Genomic DNA, 19,997 nt, shown 5'->3' with positions numbered 1-19,997 from the left:
TGCGGTCACCGGGCCTCAGCATTTGAAGACACTTCTCCAAAGCCCCTTCAGGATAGCGTCAATGCCGGACGTTTAACAACTGCTCGACATGCATTCATTGCACACCGTGTCGGGAAACTCCCGATCGGGTATCAGGGTCGGGTGGGATTGATGGGAGGGGGGTACACATTGTGTACCCCCCTCCCGGCTACTTGCAGCAGTCCGCGTGGTCTTGGCCCGGGTGGGCCGAGTAGTTCGGACCCGTGAAAGGCGCCGGCTTATTCTCAAGGTGCTTCCGGTACTTGGCGAGCAGCGGAAGCATCTTCCGGCGCAGGTCGGCGGGAGCCATGTCGTAGGTGTATTCACAGGCCGCAAAGTCGCTTCGGTCAGCGGGGTAAAGCCCGCACCCGTAGGCGGGTTCAGGTGCCCACCCGAGTGCGAAGTGGGTGAGTACGTCGAGCTGACGCCGGTCGCTCGAGGTGCTTGTCTGTCGAGCTTCGTGTCCTGCCTAGCTAGGAAGAAATCTCGGTGGGACTTGGGCAGCGCCGCGAGCGCCTCATAGGTTTCGGTGCCGACAATGGTCACGCTCGTCCTTCCTTCGTCTGGTTGTCTGCGCTGATCTGCTCGGAGAGTTCGATCAGGTCGAAGCCGGGCCAGTGCTTGCCGCAGATGGAGCACTCTGCGTACGGGCCGGCATCGTCAGTGCTGATGTGCAGCGCGGTCTTCTTCGTGCGCTCGCCGTCGTCCTCGATGAAGTGAAACGCCTTCTTGCATGCGGGACAGGTGCCGGCCAACGGGATCACCTTCCTCGGGTTGAAGAGCGACTCGATGGACCGGTTCCATCCGAGCACGATCTTCTCGGCCTCGACCAGCTTCTCCCGATCAAGACGAGCCCGTGCCGCCCAGTACTGGATCCGGTCCTCAAGATCGTATGAGCGTAGCGGTTTCGTGTCGCGATTGGTCCAGTACAGGAAGCCTGCCTGCTCATCGATCTCGCGGTAGAGGTCGAAGGCGTTGAGAGCGAGCGGGGTGGGACGGCCGCCGCTGCCACCGGATCCACCCTCCATGCCTGGGGTCTTGGCCCTCCGCAGCTGCTTCAGCAAAGAGTCAGCCCGCACCCACTTGGTCTTCGTCCCGCCGTCTGGTGTCTCCTGCTCGATCGAGTGGGGTGTCTCGTTCACGAGGAGGGAGATCGCCTGGTCAAGCTTCTGGGTGCTCAGGTCGTGGTTCGTCATGGTCGGCTTCTTCCTGCTTCTCGTCGGTCCATCGCTGCACGCATCCCCAGCACTTGCACTCGCCCTCAACGTGACCCGGCACCGGGCTCTCCCTTCAGCTCGGTGATGATCGATCCATCGAGGATTCCGTCCGGGCGCCACACGCCGGCATCGATACCGAGCAACGCGAAGGCGGCAAGCCACTGCTGCTGAGGCAGAGTCGTCTTGCCCTTCATCGTCTTCAGTTCCCGCACTAGGATGGTTGCCCGCGCCCGGTGGATCATGACGAGGTCAGGGAAGCCAGGCTCCGACCGACGGGAATCATGAGTGTGGTAGGTCATCCATCCGAGGAGCTTGGCGGTCTGCACGACACGGGATTGGAAGTCCTTCTCGGAGAGAGCTAGGACAGTCGTAGTTCTGTGATCAGAGGCAGTAGGCATGAGAGTCCTATCTGTGGTCATCGGTTCTTCCTATTGCGTGGTCGACGTCTGCGATTGCCAGAGGATTGAGAGGGCGGATGCTTGAGTGCCCCACCATCACCACCCGGCCTGACCTGTCCCTTCACAGCCCGTCCCGTCACGTCCTGACCCGTCCCAGCAAATCCAGTTCCGTCAGCCTGATGTCCTGCCGGAATCTGCCGGAAGGATGGCGAGGCTTCATCGCTGCTGTGGTCCGGTGAGGCCGGACGAGCGTGGACCGGGCCGGAAGTATCCGTTGCCTGGTCGACCGGAGCTGCCACTGATGGCTGCTCAACGGGTCGCTCTGCCGTTGCCTGTGGTCCGTTGACCGGTCCAGAGATGAAGGGCTTGCGTGGGGATGGCTTGACGACGACGTCGTTCTTCGCGAGGAACGCGGCCGTCGACTCGGAGTAGTACGGTTCAGCCGGCGGTGGCAGTGGCTTCCACGCCTTTCCGCTCTGGTCGTCCTTCTTGGAGGAGTTACAGGACCGGCAAGCAACGACGAACATCTCGAGCGATGGCTCGCCCTGTCCGGGCACAACGTGGTCATACGTGCCGCCACGGCCCGACTTCCGATCACCGAAGTACACGACATTCGCGCAGTACCGGCACTGATCACCGTCCCGCAGCCGAGCCGGGATGGTGAGTTCCGGATTGCGGGCATCCCGCTTCCGTTGGTTCATCCACTCCCGCTCAGACTTCAACACCATGTGGAAGAGGTTCTCGTCCTCGACCAGCTTCAGCGCGTCCCGCTCAACACCCTCCTCCTCGACCTTCACCCAGCTCATGTACCCAGCGCGGACCGCCTGGTCCGTCATAACCCGATACCGAGACATTCCAGCTACCGACTTCGCCGTCCCCAGCGTCACCAGATAGTCCTGCTCGTGCGCCGCAGCCATAGTCACGCACCGCTGCACGAACCCGTACAGTTCATTGACCGTCCGATCATCAGCCTCATCAAACTCCAGCGCTCGCAGAACGATGGGGTGGAATGCGGCGGTGTCGGACCCTTTTACCCAAGACATGAGGTTTAGGGGCCCTGCCTCTCACTCGGTGGAGCGGCGAGCGCGATGGCAGGTGTCGCCTTGTCCTTGAAGGCGGCGGTTATGGTGTTGTCGTCGTTGGCGAACTTGAGGAGGACGTCGGCATGACACGGTCGGCCGGGCGGGCACCAACACATGAGGTCCTTGCCTCGCAGTTCCGCGAGCGCTTCACAGACCTCTGGCTTGCCCTGGATGGCGATCTTCAGCGTGTTGCGGAACATCCGAACCGCGTCCTTCTCGTCGATCCACTCGCCGGCGCGCTTGCCCGTGAGGAGCATGAACTTGCCCGGCACCCACGGATTGCCCCAGCGCGAGCCGCGTCCGACGTAGACGGCGCCCTCAGGCTTCCTCCAGCCCTTCGTGCGCTTCCGCTGAATCCTGTGCGGGCTCACGCGAGGGCCTCCGCAATCGCATGCTGAATCTCTTCTGGAACCAAGCTGTAGCCGAGGTTTTGTCGCACCCGTGCCAGGTCCTGCACGGCGTCGAGTGCAGCGATCAGATTCGAAACGTCCGTGCGGGCGTGCGCGATGAACAGCGCGTCGAGGATGCCTTGGTCGTTGGTCTCAAGGCCTGCCACCCACTCACCTGGGTCGTCGGGCTGGATGACCGAGATTATGGCTTCGTTGTCTGCACCGTAGCCGGGGAAGATGATCCATGGTCCGTCGGTGGCTGCTTCGGCGCGTGCTCGGATGTCGTCCAGGGCGCTCGCAGGCACGTTCCTGCCTGGTCGCGAATTGGTACTCGGCGGCTCGTCCTCTAATGCCGCCATGATCTCGGGCGTCCGGGCGAGGACTTCCTCGGACGCGGCTTCCCAGCCAAGGATGAACATGGGGTCGCCATTCACCCTGTCGGTCATGTTGGGGAGGACCAAGAGCGCGCGAACTCGTTCTGCAGCTCGTTCCGCGCTCGCCCGGTGAATGCCCTTCTCGGCTTCGGTTCTGTCCAAGGCCTCAGCTGCCCGGGTGAGCAGGCTGTAGTCCTCGGACTCGTGTGCTGCGGCGCGCAGCTCGTCCTGGAGGCTCATTGCTGCGCCTTCCTGCCTGCGTCTGCTGCGAGCGCGTAGTCGTCCTGGGTGGTGTCGCGGCTGTTGGTGAAGACGTTCGCGATCGAGTCGAAGGCATCTACGAGGGCTTGGAAGGGCCCGGGCTGCTTCGCTGCTTCGCCGAACTGCTGCATGGCTTGGAGGGTCTTCAGTCGGGACGCTGCCTGTCGGGCTTTGGCTTCCTCGCGCTTGCTGGCGCGGAGGTCTTTGAGGGCTCCGGGGTACTGCTTGCCTGAGAATCGGGACATGGTGGTCTCCTTCGTTGTGGTGCCGCTATGCGGCGTCGTGGTGGGGGAGGCTGGCGAAGCGTTCGACGACTATCGAGCGGAGGCATTCTTCGCGTTGGAACGGAATCCATCGCGGGTCCCCGGTCTTCCTGCCTCGGACTTCTGATTCGGCTTCCTGGAAGACCTGCCGGAAGAGTTCGGCTGCCAGCTCGACGTCGCTGAATCGTTTGGAGAGGTCTCGCTGCTCCTGCCCCTCAGGGGCGCCGGCTGTAAGTCGGTCGACCTCGGCGACGAGGCACATGATCGGGCTTTCCGCGAACCACCCGCACTTCGAGCAGTAGAGGCTCGTGTGGGTGTGCTGGTACGGGCACGCGTTCACCCGGGCCACGTACGCCCTGGCAACCGCTAGCTGCTGCGCCGTCTGCGGATCCGGCTCGGCACCATGGAAGGTCGCCGCAACCTTGCCGCTCATCCGCCGGCCTGCTCGCGTGAGGCTACGGTCACGATCGCGAAGTACTGGGTTGGGAGCCCTTCGAGCCCGGCTCGGCTGGGGTGCGGATCGTGCACGATGGTGCCTCTCCGGTTTGCGACGACGGCGTGCTCGAAGTCGCCTCGAGGACTCGGGCCGGTGGCGATGAGGTAATCGTCTTCGCCGAGCACGTTCTCAAGATCGGCCCACCAGCGCATTTCCATGTCCTGGCCGCGGTGCTCCTTGATGAAGCGCTGGGTGGCATGCCACCACTCGGTTTCACCCTCGAGGGCGGCGAAGTGCGGCACGTCGGCGAGGGGCAGGTCGAGGACGGACGCGATGCAGGTCTTCCAGCAATCCCCGGGGACGCCATCCGCGTCGTGCCCATCGCCGCGCTCCGGGTCTCCAACGATCTGTTGCGTGTGCCGGATCATCGTGCTGCTCCTGTCAGTACGGCGAGCGCTGAGCGCGCGTATCGGGTGGTGATTTGTTGGCAGTCAACGCAGGCGTCCCAGCCGCTTTCCCAGTCGCACTGGCCGCAGTAGGCGCCGTCTTGGTTGATGGCTCGGGCGATGCGTTCGATGACGGTGTCGTCGGCGAGGACGCGGCGGATGCCGCGGGTCGCGTCGCTGGTGTCGGCTGCTTTGAGGGTGGCGTTGGCTCGTCCCGTCCAGCGGGGCTCGTAGCCCTTGTATGGGGGAGCGCCTGCTGGTGATGCTGCCTGGAGGGCTTTGCCTGCCGCTGCGAGGCGTTCGGTGATCTGGATTGGCGCGGGCATCAGTCTTCGCCACCCAGGTGGGCCAGAGCGTCGCCGAGGCCCTCGGGGGTGTAGAGGACTGTTCGGGCCTTCGCTCCGTCAGCCGGGCTGACGATGCCGCGGTATTCGAGGAGGTCCATGAGGCGGGCTGCCTTCGCGAAGCCGACGCGCAGCTTGCGCTGAAGCATGGAGCTGGACCCGAACTGCGTGGTGATGACGAGTTCAGCGGCCTGCTTGAGCAGGTCGGCGTCCTCAGCTCCCTTGTCGTCGGGCTGCTTGACGAGGTGCAGCGTCTGCGTGGGCTCGTCCTCGGGCTCGGTCGTGGTTTCCGGTACCTCGACGGTGACTGTGGTCGGGCCGTGGAAGCCGGACCCGAAGCGGAGCCAGTCGCGGGCCGCCGTGGTGAAGGACTCGTTCTGCGCGATGTCGGGGAGACGGTTGTGCCAGCCGGTCCGCCACTCGTTCAGGTCGTTCGAGATCTCGTCGCCGTCCTCAGCCCTAATCGGCATCAGCAGTCCGAGGAAGGACTCACCGCAGGAGATGAGCATCCTGGTCTTCGTAGCGGTCGGCTCGATCGTCAGCGCCTCCTTGTAGGCAGAGGCCGCGTGGGCGAAGAGCTGCAGGAGCTTGCCGTTGGTGACGATGCGGGCCGGCACGTCGATGTCCGAGGCGAGGGCGCCAAGGAACATGCGGGGCAGGTTCGGGTAGTCCCCGCCGGCGGCGCTGTTCGGAATGGTGAAGGCCTTACCCGGGAACAGCCCGCTGACGTCGAGGAAGTGCAGGTTCTCGTCCGTGACGGTGAGGCGGAGCGCGTCACCGATGCTGTCCTCGGGGTTGTTCTTGCTGGCCTTGAAGATCGCCAGCAACTCCTTCACCGTGGTGCTGGACAGCTCGAAGGAGTCCTCCCGTGCGCTGCCCGTCAGGCCGCTGTGCTCCCAGATGCTCGCGATGGCCAGGGCTGCGGATGCGGTGTTCGTCGCCTGTACGTAGAGGTTCTCATCGGTCACGTCGAAGTGGACGTTGCAGATGCTGCCGAACGCCTCATCCGAGTGCACGTGCGGGACGACAGCCTGCAGGGCCTTCCGAAGGTCGTTGGTATTGACGTCGATGATCATGTTCGTGGCGCCTCCGCCCTTGGTGGGATGACCTCGTAGCGAGCAGTAAGAATGCCCGGGGAGAGCGTGGACAGACGGCCAAAGGAGTCCTTCACCAGATAGTGACCCCACGGGGCGCTGACGTTGTCGTGCGCGTTCGTGACGATGACGCCGTCGGTAAGTCCGCGGCCGGAGGCGGGAAGCTTCGCGAAACGGGCCTTCCCACCCGCGAAGGTCTCAACCTCGGGCAGGTTCAGCTCCGTCAGCTGGATGGCCTGAATGCGGGTGGGCCGGGCCCGGTAGTGCTTGACCTCGGTCATGAGCTTGCTCCCTTCGTGTTCTGGTGGGCCTCTCGGCCTTCGCGGCGGAGGTCAGCGCCTTCGGGGTCGAGGTCGTCGGCGATGCGGCGGAGCATCTGAGGCAGCGCGGCGCTGATGTGACGCTGCTCGATGGTGTCGGCGGTGTGGCTGATGGACCAGGCGTCCACTTCCTCCGGCGTCATTTGACCGAAGGGCCGGAGCGGCAGCAGCTCGTCATCGTCATCGCCGTCCTCCGCGAGGAGGGCGACGAGGTCATTCCAGTCGATGGCCTCGGCGGCACCTTCAACCGCGGACTCAAGCGATGTCAGCAGCTCGACGAAGTTGCTGAGGAATGGGTTGAGGGCCTTTGTCAGGTCCTTGTGCTCGACGTCGGTCAGATCCTCGGCCTTGGTCTTCAGCTTGTCCAGTGCGCGCCGGAGCGGCTCGGGGTCGGAGTAGTCCGCGGATCCTGTCAGCGGGGACAGCCCTGCCGGCATGAGTGCTGCTTCGTCCTGGTGTGCGGCGAGCGCCTTTGCACAGTCGGAGGTGCCGTTGACGCTGGCGAACTTGTCGATCTCGTCGTCGTCGGCGCCACCGTTGCGGGCGTAGATGGCGGCAAGCTCGCAGATGATCAGTTCGTAGCCCCAGCCCTCCAGCTCAAACTGCCTCCCTCCTGCTTCGTGGAAGCGCTGCAGGCGTCGGCGGAGCCATTCGGGGAGCGCGGCCTCGCGCTCCTGCCAGTCCTCGCGGCTTTCCTCGAGGCGCTCCCGTTTCTCCCGATCCCACTTTTCCTTCCGCTCAGCCTCCATAGCTGCGAAGTGCTCGTCGGAACGGTGGAAGATCCAGTCCTCAGAATCGGGGAGGCGGAGACCGCCGATGTAGTTGAAGCCGAACATCTCGCGAACGACCGCCTGGCCTTCAGCGAAGTGCTCAGAGTCGACGGGGGACAGCATGGTCCAGCCGTCGCTCATCTTCAGGGTGGCTCCGTCCCCGTGATGCGTTAGCTTCTCGATGGTGACGAGTTTCGTGTTGCGATTGGTGAATGTCTCGGTGGTCATGGCTTGCTCTCCTGTGAGTGCTGCTTACGGATGTGGTCCTGCACGAGGGAGGACACGGGGTGCCTGAAGGGGCAGTAGGGGCAGACGTTCGGGTCACGCATCGGACCTCGATTCGGACTCGATCCGCCGCCACCCGGCAGCGGTGAGGTGCTGCGCGAGATCTACGGCGGAACGGGCTGGCTGGTCCGGGCAGGTGATATGCCACCGGGCGTCCTGCCATGCCTGAATGTCGCGGGCGAGGTCCTCAGCCGTCACCGCGTGCCCCCGTACTGCCGGCGACCGCCTGGGACGGCTTTCGCGGGGCCCGTGTTGCGGTGCTTGCGCAGGTGCAGCGCCCGCTCACGGGGTTCGGTGGGGGTAGGTGTGGCAATTGGGCCGTGGTCCTGAAGCCACTTTCCGACGTCGATGAGCTGCTTGTAGGTGATGCCGGTGTCGGTGCCGCATAGGAACACTCGTTCCTCCTGCTCGTGGCACCCACACTCGCAATTCGCGGGCTCATCCAGCTCGTCGTCCCACGCGGCTTCGTCGCACTTGTGGCAGTTGGAGTCGCGGCAGTCGGGGGAAAGGATGATGCTCATTGCTGCAGCCTCGCCCGGTACGGCGACTCGACTCGGTGCGCGCCGACCTTCTCGGAGATGGTGATCCAGTTCTCGACCGTCCCAGCTCCCAAGCCGAGGTCGAAGGCGAGCTGCTTCTCGATGTTCGCGCCAGGACTCTTCTCCCACCCGGGAAGGAGTGCGATCGCATCGGCCCGCAGCAGCATGCGCAGCCCTACCCGCATGTAGTCCTCCCAGGAGGACTGCTTCGGATTCCGAGCCGGGTTGAGGGTGCGGTAACCGGCGGCCTGCAGCTGCATCTCAGCGGCATGGAACGCCGGATAGTTGAACTCAGGAAGGCCCGTCATGGGACCGGCGATGTACACGGTCAGGATGTCGTCAGCTGGCGGTGTTGCTGGTGGTGGTGGAGAGCTGGGCGGTGGAGGTGGTGGTTCGGTGAGGTCCAGACGGCTGCTGGTAGCACCCACCACAAGGATCGCGAGCAGGTATGCCAGGGCGATTACCGCGACTACGGTGTTGCTCATCGTGCTGCCTTTCCGTGGAGCACCCAGCGGGTGCCGGCGGAAGCTACTGCTGTCTTGCTGACCTGCTCACCGAGTCGGTGGTAGACCATGACCTTGCGGGCGTATGGTCCGCCGTCGTCCTTGATGACTTCGATGACCCGCAGGCGTGGGCTCATGGAGCCCGTCGGGTAGACGACGTCGCCGGGCACCATGTCGGCCACGCGGATCCGGCCGTGGTCGGCGAGCGCCGGCTGTGCAGACCAGAAGTCGTCGGCGGGGATGGAGTACTGCCGGGGCTCGCCGTCCAGCTCGTAAGCGAAGAGGTAGTGCTTGCGGCCGTCGATGAGTGCGGGCCCCTGCAGCCTGAGCTTGGGGACGCCTTCCAGTCCGTGGTGCGCCCAGGCTCTGCCGATCGGCGTCGGCTTCGGTTCCTTGCTGGCCATCAGGTGTCTCCTTTGGCTGATCGAGGGGCGAGGTGTGCGAGTGCTGGAGGAATCTCTGGAAGTTCGAGTGGCGGATTCGACCACTCGCAGAGGGTGCAGCCAGGACCGCCGCACAGGTGCGGTGCTGCGACCACGGGGACAGGGGCGAGGCCCTCAGTCATGCGGGCACCAGCCCTGTTGGGCGTGAGCGAGCCGTGGCAGCTCCGCTGTGCTGGATAGGCTTCAGCGCATGATGATCACGGTTACGAAAGACTCGGCTGAGCTGCTCGCTCAGATCTTCCCCACGCTGCTCATTGCTCTCGCAATTGAGATTCGCGGGCCGAAGGGCCAACTCAAGCGGTGGCTGGGTAGACTGCGCTTTCTCACCAGAGTCCTGGCGGTGCTGACTAGCCTGGTCGCGACCTTTCAGTGCATTCTGGTGGCCACCGGGAGTCCCACTGGCGCCGGGCCCGATTGGTGGGTGACCATTGCGTTCTGGTCGCTGTTCTTCGCGCTGCTGCTTTTCGTGAGCAACCTGTTCCACCGGGAAATCGATGAGAGCTAGCTTTTTCATGCCGCTACTCCGAGTGACTCAGCCGCGCAGGCAATGAGGTCGCGAGCTGCAGGCGGAGTCACAGCGTTGCCGGACATCTTGACCTGCTCACGCTTGTTGCCGAGCATCTTGTACTCCGCAGGGAACGCCATGCCGCGCTTGATCTCGTGGGGCTCGAGCATTCGGAACAGACAGTCCTCGAGGTCCGGCACCTTCCACTCTGTGAGGGCATGGTGTGTGCCGTTCGCTGCGAAGGTGTCCAAGGGCTCGGCGACGTCCTTTGGCGCGTTGGTGCCTCGCAGCGTGGTGATCATTGCGAAGCGGTCCCGGGTGCTCAGCGTGTCGATCGGGTGCCCGACGGATTTCATGCCGCCGTTGCCGTAGTAAGACATCAGCAGTGCCTGCGTGTTGGCCGTTGTCAGGGTTGGCAGTTCGCTGCCCACCTCGCGCATGCGGTTTGCCCAGTTGTTCGTCATCAGGAGGGCAGTCTCGTTGCGCGTGGTCATGGTCCGCATTGCCTCAGCAGTGCGGGCAGCCTGCTTACCCTCGCGGCCTTCGACAGGGACGAGTAGGGACTGGTGCCCGGCTGTCGTGAGTGTGCGCATGACCTCGTCGACTGGCGTGCTCATCTGCCCCTGGTCCCCACGCGCGGTGTTGTTGCGCATAAGCAGGGCCTTCGTTGGGGAGGTATGCAGGGTGCGCAGCGGATCAGTGTCGGGCCAGATTCGGAAGTAGTCGCCACCGCGCCGCGGGTCCGCGGAGTCGTACTGGTTGCCAGCGGCCTCTAGGTGCATGTCGCGGCCGTGGTACTTCCGTAGGCCGGCCTGGATGCGAGCGAGAGTCTTCGGCGCGAGCGGGCGGGCACGGTCTCCGATCCGCTCACCCATGATCGACCAATCAATGGCGCTGGATGCGGGTAGCCAGCCTGGCTCCACGATCTGGTTGCGGCAGACGGTGTTCGGGCAGCGGTAGTTGTACTGCGCCCGGTACCGTCCCCAGCGCTCGGCCTTCTTGAAGACCTGCATCGCGTTCACGACGGCGTCGCAGCCGCTGCAATACGCTCTCGGGCGGAAGTACTTGTCGAAGTCGGGGCGCCGGTTGCCCTTCAGCCAGAACACGACGTACATGCGGTCGCGGGACTGCGGGGCAGGGAGCCCGCCGTACTGTGCGTGCATGCTGTTGAGGTAGACGATGTGGTGGTCGTAGCCGAGAGACGTCATGGCCATCAGCCAGGCGTCGAACATGATCCACTTCGCCGCGTCGACGACGTTCTCCGTGATGATGATCTTGTAGCCGTGGTGCTCGGCGAACCGCGGCACGTCCCACATGGTGGCGCGGGACCGATCAGCAGCTTCATCGGGGAGGCTGTCTCCGAAAAGGTCGGGCTGATTGGTGCCACGCTTCTTGCCCTTCGCCACGGAGTGGTTGGTGCATTCCGGGGAAGCCCAGAGGATGTCGGAGCTGGCGACGTAGCGGGGGTCAACTTGGGAGACGTCGGCGCAGAGGTGCGCCGCGTTCTGGTGGTTGCTGTTGTGGGTGTCGATGGCGAGCTGCCAGTGGTTCATGGCGCTTTTGACGGTGACGCCCGGAACCTCAGTGGCCCCGGTGGAGGACCCGCCAGCACCGCAGAACATATCGGTGAGAGTCAGCATCAGGCGCTGCACCTGCAATCGCCCGTAAGAGGGTGAATCGGCACATTGCAGGACGGGCAGCGGTCAACATCGCGTGGATGCGGCGCTGTGGGGGTGAACTCAGGCAGCTTCGGCACCGGACACCTCCCGGCGGTACGAGAACTGGCCAGCGGCGATACGGTGAGTCCGCACGTGCAGTGCCGCCCACGCGAGAGCGTCGGCGCGGGTCTCGAAGTTCTTCACAGCGCCGTCAGCGTCGGAAATGACGTAGGGCTCAGCCCACACGGTCACGATCCACTGATCCCCGTTGGGGCGAACAGTGGCCCTCGGGTGAGGCAGCTCATCACAGCGAGGCGAAGGGCTCAGCGGCTTGTTCAGCATCATCAGGCGACCGATGCCGTCAGTCTTCCTCGTCGTAGGGCGATGCTCATGGCTGCACCTGGCTCTCCACGTAGGTACGTAGGAAGCCCTCGGCGGCGCGCAGCTGCGCGAGCGCGTGCACGGGCTGGTTGTCCTGGGACAGCAGCAGCGAGCGGGTGATGTGCTCCTCCGCGCTGAGCATCAGGTCTTTGGGCGTCAGAGCTGCGACGGGCAGCACAGGGTTGGGATGGGTGATCATGGGGCTACTTCCAGAGCTTGTTGGACAGGATGAGGGCGCTTGCGGCGACGACGACCGCGCCCGCAGCGTTCAGATTTGCCGCAGCGGGGTACGTCAGGAGGTACACAAGGGCACCGATCGCGAGCGTGAAGATGAGGATGATGTAGGTGGCGGTGCTGCGGGTCAGGGCGAGTCGCATGTCAGGCTCGCTTCCGGGCACGGGTGCCGATCTGGCGGACGCTGGCGGTGCTGCTGGCGCTGATCTGCTCGGAGGCTGAGGCCGGTGCGGCGTCCCTTACGGGCTGGGTGCGGAGGGCTGCTATCTCGCGGATGTGCTCGCTGGTGAAGACGAGCTTCCCCTTGCCCCAGGTGAGGTGCGGGATCTTCCCCTCGTAGGCCTGGTCGCGGAGGAAGTTCTCCGTGCACTTCATGAGCTGCGCCGCTTCGGCTGGCTCGTAGAACTCAAGATCCATGGCTGGCCTCGTTCTGTGAATCGTTGGTCTGGGCGGCGCTCATACGAGGACACCTGCCCGTTCGACGGCTTGCTGGGACTGGGCGAGCTTCCGGCGGAGGTAGTCCACCCCGGAGGGCCAAACCCATGTGGTGTGGGTGGGGATGGTTTCGCCGGCCCGGTTGCGGCGGGTGCCAACCTTGATTTCGAAGTGGTGCATGTACCGCTGGTAGGGCAGGTTGTTGCCCTGGAGGATGCCGAGGTGCCGAAGTTCCCGGAAGAGGACGTTGCGGCCGTAGCCGATAGCCTTCGCTGCTGCTTCCATGCTGTAGAGACCATGGGCATCCATCAGCTCGTCGAACGCTTCAGCTTTCGGGGCGGTGAGCTGGATCTGTTCGGCCTGGTCGATCACCTGGCGGGCGAGAGCGAGGACCAGCTCCTGCTGGGTGAGCTGCGGCATGACGGTGTACTCACCGGTGGTGCGGATGGCGGGGAGCACCTCGTGGGTGACCCACCGCTTGAAGGAGCGGGCCTGTTCTTTCCTGCTCCTGAAGATGAGGGAGTAGAGGCCGGCCTCGTTGATGAGGGACATCGTCTGGACGCCGCCAGGGGTGTCCACCCTGTGTACGCCCCTCTCGTCCTCGTCGAGGAGGGCAACTGATGAGCGGTTGAGGTCAAGGGTGGCGAGGACGTCGGCGGCGACGAACCATGGTTCTCCCGCCACCGTCGCGGTGCGCACCTCGTGGCCTTCGAATGTGAAGGGCTGTATCGTGGCCATGAATCTTTCTTTGCTGAAGGATTTGTTGATGCGGCCGGCTAGCTCGAACTAGCTGGCCGTTTCGTTTTCCGCGCTGGGCACGAAGGCCGCTGCGGGTGGTCGCTCCGCGGAGTAGTACTCGGTGGCGACGAAGCGAGCGAGGTGAGCGTGTAGCTCGTAGTACTCGCGCTCCAGCTCGTGCCAGGCAGCCTCGAGGTGCACGAGGCCGGCGTCGAGTTGACCTGAGCGGTCCAGAGTCCGGACGGTGGCCAGCTCCCGGTCGAAGCGATGCGACCCAGTCGAGAACCGGTTGAACGCCGCAATCTGTCGCTCCGCGAGCGCCTTGTCTGCCAGCGACTTCGGGCTCGGGAACGCAGATTCTGACTTCGCGAAGAACCGCGGGATCCGGAGGTCCTCCTTGTCGTGGTGCATGTGGCGCATCTCGAACTCCGCCATCAGCTTCGGGTCCTGCTCCATCGATGCCTTCTTGCACGTGTGGCAGAGGAGATGCCCGTTGCCGAGGCGTTGGAAGGGCCTGGGCGCGCCGCCGGGGGAGAGCGGCGCGTCCAGAGCCTTCTTGTCAGCGGTGGCCAGCACGTGGGGGAGTGCGGTCGCTTCGCTGACGGGGACCGCAGCGGGCTGCGCTGTGGAAGAAGCTTCAGCCCGAGCGGAAGAGTGGAAGTGGCAGGTCGCCTTGTGCTCGTCAACGAGCTGGCGCATTTCTGCTTGGGCGGGATCCTCAGCTGGCGCGACACCTTCGGTGACGGGCCACTCGAGAAAGAACCCGCAGTTGCATTCGTACTCTGCTGGGCACATCGCGCCGTTCTCGTCACGGCCGCCGGTGCTGAAACGGCTCATGGCTGGTTGCCGCGAGTACTGGCCCAAGTAGGGCGGGTGGGTGAGACGAGTGGTGCAAGGCAAGACCGCATTGCATATCCTTCGATTACTCGACGAAGACCACTTGGCGGTGGTTGTCGTCTGGTTTGGAGCGGCTCGGCATTCACTTCTTCGCGGGATAGATGCCGGGCCGCTTGTCTTAAATTCCTGGTTCTGCTTCCGCCTCGCGCAGAGCCTGCGCGACGTCGGATAGTTCTGCTGTAGCTCTAACCAGCCGATCCCAGTTCATGTCGGCGTAAGCCAATCGAGCCTGATGCTGGAGTTTGGCGAACCTCTCGTGGAGTTCCGCTGTCGTCATGCTGAGACCATCCGGGCTTTTGGGGTAACGCTCCGTGAAGCACTGCTGGGTATTTCGGGCACGAAATAGACATCCAATGGCACGTCGAGCGCTTCGCAGATCAGTTCAGCGACCCGGCCTCTATTCACGGATTGCGTCCGGCCCGACACCAAATTGTCGATCGTGCCGGGAGCAACATCTGCGTATCGAGCAAGGCGCCGATTGGAAAAGCCCTTCCGCTCCATCCGATCGACCAGGGAGTCGCGGGCGACGAGCTTCATTCTCATGCCGGTAGGCCACCTCCTTCGTTGAGTATGTGCGGTGCTACGTGTGTTCAAGTGAAGCCTCCTTAGGCAGGTATGTCAAGCAGTAGGTAATGGAACAGTACCTAGAGTTAGGCACCTTGGCAAGCGCCTTACGCACCTTTCCCGCCAGTACTGGGGCGGGAGGAAGATTTTCCGAACTTTCTTCTTAGGCGGTAAGTGGTACTGGATGATTGACTGACCCTAGGCAGTGCCTAAGAACGCGCGTTGGTGCGCTGGCTTTCTCCACCCCAAGCTAGGAACCGTGATGAACGAACTGGACCTGTCGAGACTCCTCAACGCCGCACGACGCGGCGGGGAGATCTCGTATGAGCGACTGTCGAAGGCCTGCGGGGGCACACCCTCGGCCAAGCGGTTGCACCAGCTCGAGAACGGACCGCTGAAGAACTTCCCGGATCCGCTCACCATTCAGGCTCTTGCCAAGGGCACGGGATTCAGCTCAACCGAGATCGTCATGGCGTCCGCCAGATCTCTAGGGCTTCCCGTCACATCAGACGATCCGGACACCATGAGGATCCACGGTCTGTCGACCGCGCCTCCGCGGGTGACTGATCTCCTTCGCGACCTCGGACGAGAGATCGTGAAGCTGACGGAGAAGGAGAGTGATGGGAATGTCAGTACCGCCCCCATTATCCGAGCAGGGGAGAGCCCTGCCGAAAGCAAGGATGAGACGACGCAGGACGATGTCGACCTAGCCGCTTATGACACGGGTCGGGAAAGCCAGGGAAGGCGCCTGCGCCGGCTGCAGGATGAGGCGGCTGAGGCTACCCAGGAGGATGGCTCATGATGGCAGGCGGCGTATATGAGGCGGAACCTGACTATTACGATGTGGCGCTCGTGGAGGTCGTCGGCACGCTGGACGACGACAGGAGGAGCGCTGACTACAGCGACGTTCTTCAAATTTCAATACCCACTTGGCCCGTCCAGTGGATGCCGGGTGAGATCCGCCGGGCCGCTATCGAAAGTCTTCACGCCGCGCACGAGTACAGCTACTACCTCGATGAGCGGGTGGGCGTCACAAACTGGGGTGCTTCTGGGGGCAGCCTTGGAATCCTCATCCAGATGGCTCACTTGACCGCCGCAGTCACGGACCACCCGGTGGCGAGGGGGATCGAGGCCGTTCTTCGAAGCAAGGTCGCGTCAGTGCCTCGGCCAGGCTGGGTCGACGAATCTGCCATGATCTCGGACGCGAAGCACCGCGTTGCTATGCGCTACAAGGTGAACGTCGCCGAGCTCATCGTTAGTGGACATGAGGTTGGAGGGGACTCAACTGCTGCCGTCACGCTTGAAGGGCCTGATGGGGTCGTCTACGACTTGCACTACCGCGCGACTGATGCGGGCTTGCAAACCACGAGGATCCGAGTCGCCAACCTGCCAAAGAGGTAGCGAAAGACTGCCACTGAATCACATCGATGTAGTTCACTGTCACGAACTAATAAGGTCACCGCAGCTGTCTACTTTGGTGGCATGGTCTCAGCCCACCCCTGGCGCGAACTGCGCTCACTGCCTCACATTACCGTGGAATGGGTCGAACTGCCCGAGGGCATCGACGCTAGGACTAATGGTGTGGACCGCATCCTCATGGACAAATGGCTCCTGCAGGTCGAACGGCGCTGCGCCCTAGCTCACGAGCTCCAGCACATCCGCATGGGGCACCGCGGGCACCAGTGCCTCCGCATCGAGCTCGTGGTCCGGGTCATCGTGGCCCGCCGGCTCATCCCGCTTGAGGACCTCATTGCCGCGTACCGCTGGGCTGGCAACAACCTCTGGGAGATGGCCGACGAACTCTGGGTCACACCCGAAGTTCTCTGGGACCGACTCACCCACCTCGACGCGAAAGAACGCGATGCCCTCCACAGTATTGACTGACCGCCAGCAACAGATGCTCCGAATGGCCGGCGCCGCCTACAAGAGGCAGGGCGCCCGCGACAGCGACATCACCAAGCTGTTCAACATCACCCCTACCGCCTTCTACCAACAGATCAACCAGATCATCGACACCGAGGCGGCCTACGCCTGGAACCCGATGCTCGTCCGTCGCCTGCGAGCGCAGCGGGGGACAAGGGACAGGCCGCGAGCTCAACGCCTGGGAGTCAGCTTCGGGTGATGTTTCCCAGTGTCGCCAGAAGGAGCGAGCGCGCACCGTACGCTCGCTCCTTCAACGCCATTCTCAGTTGGAGGGAGCTCGGTCTTCGAAGCCGAACAGCGAGTCAATCGGCGCCCACAGTTCCAGCTTGTTCTGCGAGCCGTCCGGGTTCTCGATCGTCACTGTATGTATCCAGCCAGGCTCACTTCCGATTTCGGAAGGCGCGAACCCGTACCCCAGTACCTTCGGCGGCAGGTCGCCACCCATGCGGATGGAGAACCCCGGAACTGGTGGTGTTCCAGGTTCCGTTGGTACGCCGAAGTCAGCGTCGAATATCCATCTCGCGCCTTCATCCACCGCACGCTTGTGCTCTCGGCATATGGGGACACTAGCGGGATCTTCGGGATGAAGTCTTAGCGTGTCGGAGGAGTCGTTGGAGCATCGCAGCACTTTGCATTCAGTCATGATCTGACGATACCGGGCTCCTACCGCGCGTATGGGGTCACGTTCACCCATCGGCTGCGAGCGCAGCGAAGGAAGTAAGCGGGCAAGTGCACGGACGTTAGGAGTCGAAATTGCTCAATGAAAAGCGCAGTTCGCGTACTACGTCCGGATGGTCCGCTGACAGCTCATGTAGGTCGCCGAGGTCGAAGCGCTGCCATCGTTGGCCGCGGACGTCGTCGAACTGCAACTCGAACCGATCAGCGTGTCCTGATGGCGTCCTTACCGTCTGTTCCTGCTTGCCTCCGGGTTCGATGGCCCGCCAATTGTTCACCCTGACCGTCTCGTTCCCATTTTCGAGGCTTGTGCGTCGGTTCAGCAGCACGACCCATGTAATCGGTTGTGCACTGTAATTGTGAATGACCAGAGAAGTAATCCGGTCCCGGCCACTCTGGTCAAAGCGCTCGTCCTGATGCACCAGGGAAACTTGAGTTGCCTGAAGGCGGAGCCGCTCGTGAGCTTCCTCGTCCTCTCGCGCCCGGAAACGCTCGCGGTCCTCCCGAGCTTCGCGACGCTCCGTCTCAAGGCGCTTACCGTCCCGTCGAGCCAAGACAATAGCGACGACTACCGCGGCAACAGTACCTATCGCTCCGAAGACTGACCCAGCAGCCCCCACCCATTCGGCCACGGATCCCAGTTCCATCGCTTGGGTAGCGCGTGTCATCAACATGCGGTGATCCTATGTAAGCCTGCTCCGTGTAATCAGTCGACCGAAGGGAGATCAGCGGGCTTCAGAGCCCCGCGCTGCTTCTCTGCCTGCTCGTACATGCGAGCGATGTACTCCTCGAGCTTCGCCCGCTCCACCCGCCACTGACCACGGCCCCCGACCTGGATTGCGGGCAAATCTCCCGACTTGACGAGGGCATACATCTGCGACTGGCTCACCGCCAGCTCCTCGGCGGCATCAGTGAGAGTCATGAAACGAGGTTGAACACTCATGAACTGATCCTAATGCCGTCACACGAGGTGGATGGGATGCCGACGTCGCCAAGCTCGTCAACCTGATGCCGAAGCAAGAACAAGGGCAGGGGCTGACAGGGGTGTTCTGGTGTACTGCTCGGCCGCTTAGTACCTTCGAAAAAGCGGCGTCTCTTGCAAGGGAACCCGTGCGCACTTGATTCGAAGAAGGCGACGCGGATCGGTTGGTGGCGCTGGGCCAGACTTAGAATGGCATACTGTCAGCACAGCTACGCGTACGCCAAGGAGCCAGAGTTGTCTGAAGCACTGCCCACAAGTTTGCTAGAACCAATCACGTTTCTGGCGTCCCTATCGGATGAGCAAGTTGACGCAATCGACGCAGCGTTTAGTAATCATGGATCTCTGACAACGCTGCATGCTGTCACCGAAGCCGTTCAAGGTGCCGTGCCTAGCGAGGACCCAGATGAGGCCGAGGCGCTGGCGGGCATGCTAATGGCCTTCGGACGTGAATCGCCCCGGGTTTGATGGAGGCTCGGTTCACTTGCTTCCGGCCCCGGTGGGGACGTTGGTAAGACTGTAGGCCTCCGTGGACTCGTGCGCCCAATGGTTGTTCTCGAACTCCACCGGTGGGATCAGCCCGATTTCGCCGTGGAGGCGCCGATGGTTGAACCAGTCAATGTATTCAGCGACAGCGATTTCAAGGTCACTGACGGTTTTCCAGCCGCCTTTGGGCCGCATGATCGGGTTGCGGATGCACTCAGCTTTGAAGAGTGAGTTGAATGCCTCGGCCATGGCGTTGTCGTAGGAATCGCCCTTGGATCCAACGGAAGCGACCGCTTCGGCTTCGGCAAGCCGTTCGGTGTAGCGAATCGCACGATATTGCACTCCACGATCGGAATGATGCGTCAGACCCGCAACGCTTTGTCGGGCTCTTTGACGGTTCCAGAACCCCATCTCGAGGGCGTCCAGGGCCAGATCGGTTCGCAGAGAGGTCGATACCTGCCAGCCGACGACGAGGCGGCTGAAGACATCGATGATGAACGCGGCGTAGACCCACCCCGAGTGTGTCCGGATGTAGGTCAGATCCGCCACCCATAACTGGTTCGGGGCTGCAGCAACGAACTGCCGCTCGACCAGGTCCGCCGGCCGCGGTGTTTCCGCGCCCGCGACGAGGGTCGTCTTGCGGGTCTTCTCCCGGCTGATCCCACGCAAGCCGCCGGCTCGCATCAATCGCTCCACGGTGCACCGGGCGACAGGGTGGCCTTCCCTGTTCATCTGCGCCCAGACCTTCCGGGCACCATAAACACCAATATTGTCCTGGTGCACTTTGGTGATGACCGGCATCAGTTCCGCATCCCGCACCGCACGCGCTGAGAGCGGCCGGCTCTTCGCGGCGTAGTAACTGCTCGGGGCGATCTCGACGCCTGCTGAGCGCAGGACCTCGATGACCGGCTCGACCCCGAGTGGTTTGCCCTCCACGACACGATCACGGTGGGCATCAATGTAGCCAGTAACTACTTCAGTTGGCGGTCGAGCTCCGCCGCGGCGAAAAAAGCCGACGCTGTCCGCAGTATCTCGTTGGCCCGCTTCAGTTCCCTGACTTCGCTCTCAAGCTTCGCGATCCGCTCGGCCTCCGCACTCGTGGTGCCCGCCCGAACCCCGTTATCGACCTCAGCCTGTCGAACCCACTTACGCAGCGTCATCGGGTGCATCCCCAATTGCTTCGCCACCCGCTCCACCGCACCAACGCGGGAGTCCGGATCACGCCGCAGCTCGACCGCCATCCGGGTCGCCCGCTGACGCAACTCATCGCTGTACTTCGTCGCCATAACTCTCATCCTCCATGGGTTGAGAGCCTCCACTAAACCCGGGGCGATTCAACG

Annotated in this window: 33 protein-coding genes and 1 other annotated feature; of the genes, 6 read left to right on the top strand and 27 right to left on the bottom strand. The window is 63.2% G+C overall.

Annotated features, from left to right (window positions below):
- Window positions 1–560 precede the first annotated feature (560 nt).
- The 16 genes from AC1MFI_RS15060 to AC1MFI_RS14985 all read right to left on the bottom strand — a co-directional run bounded on the left by AC1MFI_RS15060 (window position 561) and on the right by AC1MFI_RS14985 (window position 9,143).
- Complete coding sequence (locus AC1MFI_RS15060; RefSeq protein ID WP_479817867.1) at window positions 561–1,214, bottom strand: DUF7341 domain-containing protein; 654 nt, start codon at window positions 1,212–1,214, stop codon at window positions 561–563.
- A gap of 65 nt (window positions 1,215–1,279) precedes the next feature.
- A complete protein-coding gene (locus AC1MFI_RS15055) occupies window positions 1,280–1,654 on the bottom strand; it encodes a VRR-NUC domain-containing protein (RefSeq protein ID WP_479817866.1) in 375 nt (124 codons plus the stop codon).
- Window positions 1,651–2,676, bottom strand: coding sequence for an HNH endonuclease (locus tag AC1MFI_RS15050; protein ID WP_479817865.1), 1,026 nt, complete (start codon window positions 2,674–2,676; stop codon window positions 1,651–1,653). The genes AC1MFI_RS15055 and AC1MFI_RS15050 overlap by 4 nt, the downstream gene beginning before the upstream one ends.
- Before the next feature lie 5 nt (window positions 2,677–2,681).
- Window positions 2,682–3,086: a DUF4326 domain-containing protein gene (locus AC1MFI_RS15045; RefSeq protein ID WP_479817864.1), complete on the bottom strand. Its 405-nt coding sequence runs from the start codon at window positions 3,084–3,086 to the stop codon at window positions 2,682–2,684.
- Window positions 3,083–3,718: a hypothetical protein gene (locus tag AC1MFI_RS15040; protein ID WP_479817863.1), complete on the bottom strand. Its 636-nt coding sequence runs from the start codon at window positions 3,716–3,718 to the stop codon at window positions 3,083–3,085. Before AC1MFI_RS15040 ends, AC1MFI_RS15045 begins: the two co-directional genes overlap by 4 nt.
- Window positions 3,715–3,984 (bottom strand): hypothetical protein, encoded by a 270-nt coding sequence (locus tag AC1MFI_RS15035; RefSeq protein WP_479817862.1) that lies wholly within the window; start codon window positions 3,982–3,984, stop codon window positions 3,715–3,717. Before AC1MFI_RS15035 ends, AC1MFI_RS15040 begins: the two co-directional genes overlap by 4 nt.
- Window positions 3,985–4,009: 25 nt before the next feature.
- Window positions 4,010–4,435, bottom strand: a complete 426-nt coding sequence (locus AC1MFI_RS15030; protein ID WP_479817861.1) for a hypothetical protein — start codon at window positions 4,433–4,435, stop codon at window positions 4,010–4,012.
- On the bottom strand, window positions 4,432–4,866 hold the full coding sequence (locus AC1MFI_RS15025) for a hypothetical protein (RefSeq protein WP_479817860.1): 435 nt from the start codon (window positions 4,864–4,866) through the stop codon (window positions 4,432–4,434). Before AC1MFI_RS15025 ends, AC1MFI_RS15030 begins: the two co-directional genes overlap by 4 nt.
- Entirely contained in the window at window positions 4,863–5,210 is a 348-nt protein-coding gene (locus AC1MFI_RS15020; RefSeq protein ID WP_479817859.1) for a hypothetical protein, read from the bottom strand. Before AC1MFI_RS15020 ends, AC1MFI_RS15025 begins: the two co-directional genes overlap by 4 nt.
- Complete coding sequence (locus AC1MFI_RS15015; protein WP_479817858.1) at window positions 5,210–6,304, bottom strand: DNA translocase FtsK; 1,095 nt, start codon at window positions 6,302–6,304, stop codon at window positions 5,210–5,212. The genes AC1MFI_RS15020 and AC1MFI_RS15015 overlap by 1 nt, the downstream gene beginning before the upstream one ends.
- Window positions 6,301–6,603: a hypothetical protein gene (locus AC1MFI_RS15010; protein ID WP_479817857.1), complete on the bottom strand. Its 303-nt coding sequence runs from the start codon at window positions 6,601–6,603 to the stop codon at window positions 6,301–6,303. The genes AC1MFI_RS15015 and AC1MFI_RS15010 overlap by 4 nt, the downstream gene beginning before the upstream one ends.
- Complete coding sequence (locus AC1MFI_RS15005; RefSeq protein ID WP_479817856.1) at window positions 6,600–7,640, bottom strand: hypothetical protein; 1,041 nt, start codon at window positions 7,638–7,640, stop codon at window positions 6,600–6,602. The genes AC1MFI_RS15010 and AC1MFI_RS15005 overlap by 4 nt, the downstream gene beginning before the upstream one ends.
- Before the next feature lie 93 nt (window positions 7,641–7,733).
- Entirely contained in the window at window positions 7,734–7,895 is a 162-nt protein-coding gene (locus tag AC1MFI_RS15000; RefSeq protein ID WP_479817854.1) for a hypothetical protein, read from the bottom strand.
- Entirely contained in the window at window positions 7,892–8,218 is a 327-nt protein-coding gene (locus AC1MFI_RS14995) for a hypothetical protein (RefSeq protein WP_479817853.1), read from the bottom strand. The genes AC1MFI_RS15000 and AC1MFI_RS14995 overlap by 4 nt, the downstream gene beginning before the upstream one ends.
- Window positions 8,215–8,721, bottom strand: coding sequence for a DUF4406 domain-containing protein (locus AC1MFI_RS14990; RefSeq protein ID WP_479817852.1), 507 nt, complete (start codon window positions 8,719–8,721; stop codon window positions 8,215–8,217). Before AC1MFI_RS14990 ends, AC1MFI_RS14995 begins: the two co-directional genes overlap by 4 nt.
- Window positions 8,718–9,143, bottom strand: a complete 426-nt coding sequence (locus AC1MFI_RS14985) for a hypothetical protein (RefSeq protein ID WP_479817851.1) — start codon at window positions 9,141–9,143, stop codon at window positions 8,718–8,720. Before AC1MFI_RS14985 ends, AC1MFI_RS14990 begins: the two co-directional genes overlap by 4 nt.
- Before the next feature lie 229 nt (window positions 9,144–9,372).
- Here AC1MFI_RS14985 and AC1MFI_RS14980 point away from each other — a divergent pair, with 229 nt between their 5' ends.
- Window positions 9,373–9,687 (top strand): hypothetical protein, encoded by a 315-nt coding sequence (locus AC1MFI_RS14980; RefSeq protein WP_479817849.1) that lies wholly within the window; start codon window positions 9,373–9,375, stop codon window positions 9,685–9,687.
- Window positions 9,688–9,692: 5 nt separating this feature from the next.
- Here the strand turns inward: AC1MFI_RS14980 and AC1MFI_RS14975 are convergent, their stop codons facing one another.
- The 8 genes from AC1MFI_RS14975 to AC1MFI_RS14940 form a co-directional block, all read right to left on the bottom strand.
- Window positions 9,693–11,327 (bottom strand): DNA cytosine methyltransferase, encoded by a 1,635-nt coding sequence (locus AC1MFI_RS14975; RefSeq protein WP_479817848.1) that lies wholly within the window; start codon window positions 11,325–11,327, stop codon window positions 9,693–9,695.
- Between the two features lie 99 nt (window positions 11,328–11,426).
- Complete coding sequence (locus tag AC1MFI_RS14970; protein WP_479817847.1) at window positions 11,427–11,597, bottom strand: hypothetical protein; 171 nt, start codon at window positions 11,595–11,597, stop codon at window positions 11,427–11,429.
- Between the two features lie 136 nt (window positions 11,598–11,733).
- Window positions 11,734–11,925: a hypothetical protein gene (locus AC1MFI_RS14965; RefSeq protein WP_479817846.1), complete on the bottom strand. Its 192-nt coding sequence runs from the start codon at window positions 11,923–11,925 to the stop codon at window positions 11,734–11,736.
- Window positions 11,926–11,929: 4 nt separating this feature from the next.
- On the bottom strand, window positions 11,930–12,103 hold the full coding sequence (locus tag AC1MFI_RS14960; protein WP_479817844.1) for a hypothetical protein: 174 nt from the start codon (window positions 12,101–12,103) through the stop codon (window positions 11,930–11,932).
- Between the two features lies 1 nt (window position 12,104).
- The gene (locus tag AC1MFI_RS14955) at window positions 12,105–12,377 is read right to left on the bottom strand and encodes a hypothetical protein (protein WP_479817843.1); all 273 of its coding nucleotides are present in this window, start codon (window positions 12,375–12,377) and stop codon (window positions 12,105–12,107) included.
- A gap of 39 nt (window positions 12,378–12,416) precedes the next feature.
- On the bottom strand, window positions 12,417–13,133 hold the full coding sequence (locus tag AC1MFI_RS14950; RefSeq protein ID WP_479817842.1) for a phage antirepressor: 717 nt from the start codon (window positions 13,131–13,133) through the stop codon (window positions 12,417–12,419).
- A gap of 48 nt (window positions 13,134–13,181) precedes the next feature.
- Window positions 13,182–13,970 (bottom strand): hypothetical protein, encoded by a 789-nt coding sequence (locus tag AC1MFI_RS14945; RefSeq protein WP_479817841.1) that lies wholly within the window; start codon window positions 13,968–13,970, stop codon window positions 13,182–13,184.
- 333 nt (window positions 13,971–14,303) lie between these two features.
- A complete protein-coding gene (locus AC1MFI_RS14940; RefSeq protein ID WP_479817840.1) occupies window positions 14,304–14,573 on the bottom strand; it encodes a helix-turn-helix domain-containing protein in 270 nt (89 codons plus the stop codon).
- Window positions 14,574–14,856: 283 nt separating this feature from the next.
- Here AC1MFI_RS14940 and AC1MFI_RS14935 point away from each other — a divergent pair, with 283 nt between their 5' ends.
- From AC1MFI_RS14935 to AC1MFI_RS14920, 4 genes are all read left to right on the top strand, one after another.
- Window positions 14,857–15,396 carry a hypothetical protein gene (locus AC1MFI_RS14935; RefSeq protein ID WP_479817839.1) on the top strand — a complete coding sequence of 180 codons (540 nt, stop codon included), beginning with the start codon at window positions 14,857–14,859 and terminating at the stop codon, window positions 15,394–15,396.
- The gene (locus AC1MFI_RS14930; RefSeq protein ID WP_479817838.1) at window positions 15,393–15,995 is read left to right on the top strand and encodes a hypothetical protein; all 603 of its coding nucleotides are present in this window, start codon (window positions 15,393–15,395) and stop codon (window positions 15,993–15,995) included. The genes AC1MFI_RS14935 and AC1MFI_RS14930 overlap by 4 nt, the downstream gene beginning before the upstream one ends.
- An 81-nt stretch (window positions 15,996–16,076) precedes the next feature.
- The gene (locus AC1MFI_RS14925; protein ID WP_479817837.1) at window positions 16,077–16,478 is read left to right on the top strand and encodes an ImmA/IrrE family metallo-endopeptidase; all 402 of its coding nucleotides are present in this window, start codon (window positions 16,077–16,079) and stop codon (window positions 16,476–16,478) included.
- A complete protein-coding gene (locus tag AC1MFI_RS14920; protein WP_479817836.1) occupies window positions 16,456–16,716 on the top strand; it encodes a DUF3263 domain-containing protein in 261 nt (86 codons plus the stop codon). Before AC1MFI_RS14925 ends, AC1MFI_RS14920 begins: the two co-directional genes overlap by 23 nt.
- A gap of 541 nt (window positions 16,717–17,257) precedes the next feature.
- Here AC1MFI_RS14920 and AC1MFI_RS14915 read toward each other — a convergent pair.
- Window positions 17,258–17,866, bottom strand: coding sequence for a hypothetical protein (locus tag AC1MFI_RS14915; protein ID WP_479817835.1), 609 nt, complete (start codon window positions 17,864–17,866; stop codon window positions 17,258–17,260).
- A gap of 32 nt (window positions 17,867–17,898) precedes the next feature.
- Window positions 17,899–18,114, bottom strand: a complete 216-nt coding sequence (locus AC1MFI_RS14910; RefSeq protein ID WP_479817834.1) for a helix-turn-helix domain-containing protein — start codon at window positions 18,112–18,114, stop codon at window positions 17,899–17,901.
- Between the two features lie 294 nt (window positions 18,115–18,408).
- On the opposite strand from AC1MFI_RS14910, the gene AC1MFI_RS14905 reads away from it, so the two are divergent.
- Entirely contained in the window at window positions 18,409–18,639 is a 231-nt protein-coding gene (locus tag AC1MFI_RS14905) for a hypothetical protein (RefSeq protein WP_479817832.1), read from the top strand.
- Window positions 18,640–18,651: 12 nt separating this feature from the next.
- Here AC1MFI_RS14905 and AC1MFI_RS14900 read toward each other — a convergent pair.
- Window positions 18,652–19,952, bottom strand: a protein-coding gene (locus AC1MFI_RS14900) for an IS3 family transposase (RefSeq protein ID WP_104119114.1) whose coding sequence is annotated in 2 segments (ribosomal slippage) — window positions 18,652–19,670 and window positions 19,670–19,952 — 1,302 coding nt in all. Because the reading frame shifts where the segments join, the coding sequence is not laid out codon by codon here.
- Window positions 19,522–19,671, bottom strand: a sequence feature (AL1L pseudoknot). (Overlaps the previous gene by 150 nt.)
- Window positions 19,953–19,997 lie beyond the last annotated feature (45 nt).

It is taken from the genome of Arthrobacter sp. BC5 (genome assembly GCF_056680255.1).
The sequence above is the reverse complement of the archived record's forward strand: the minus strand, read 5'-3'. Positions and strand labels throughout refer to the sequence as shown.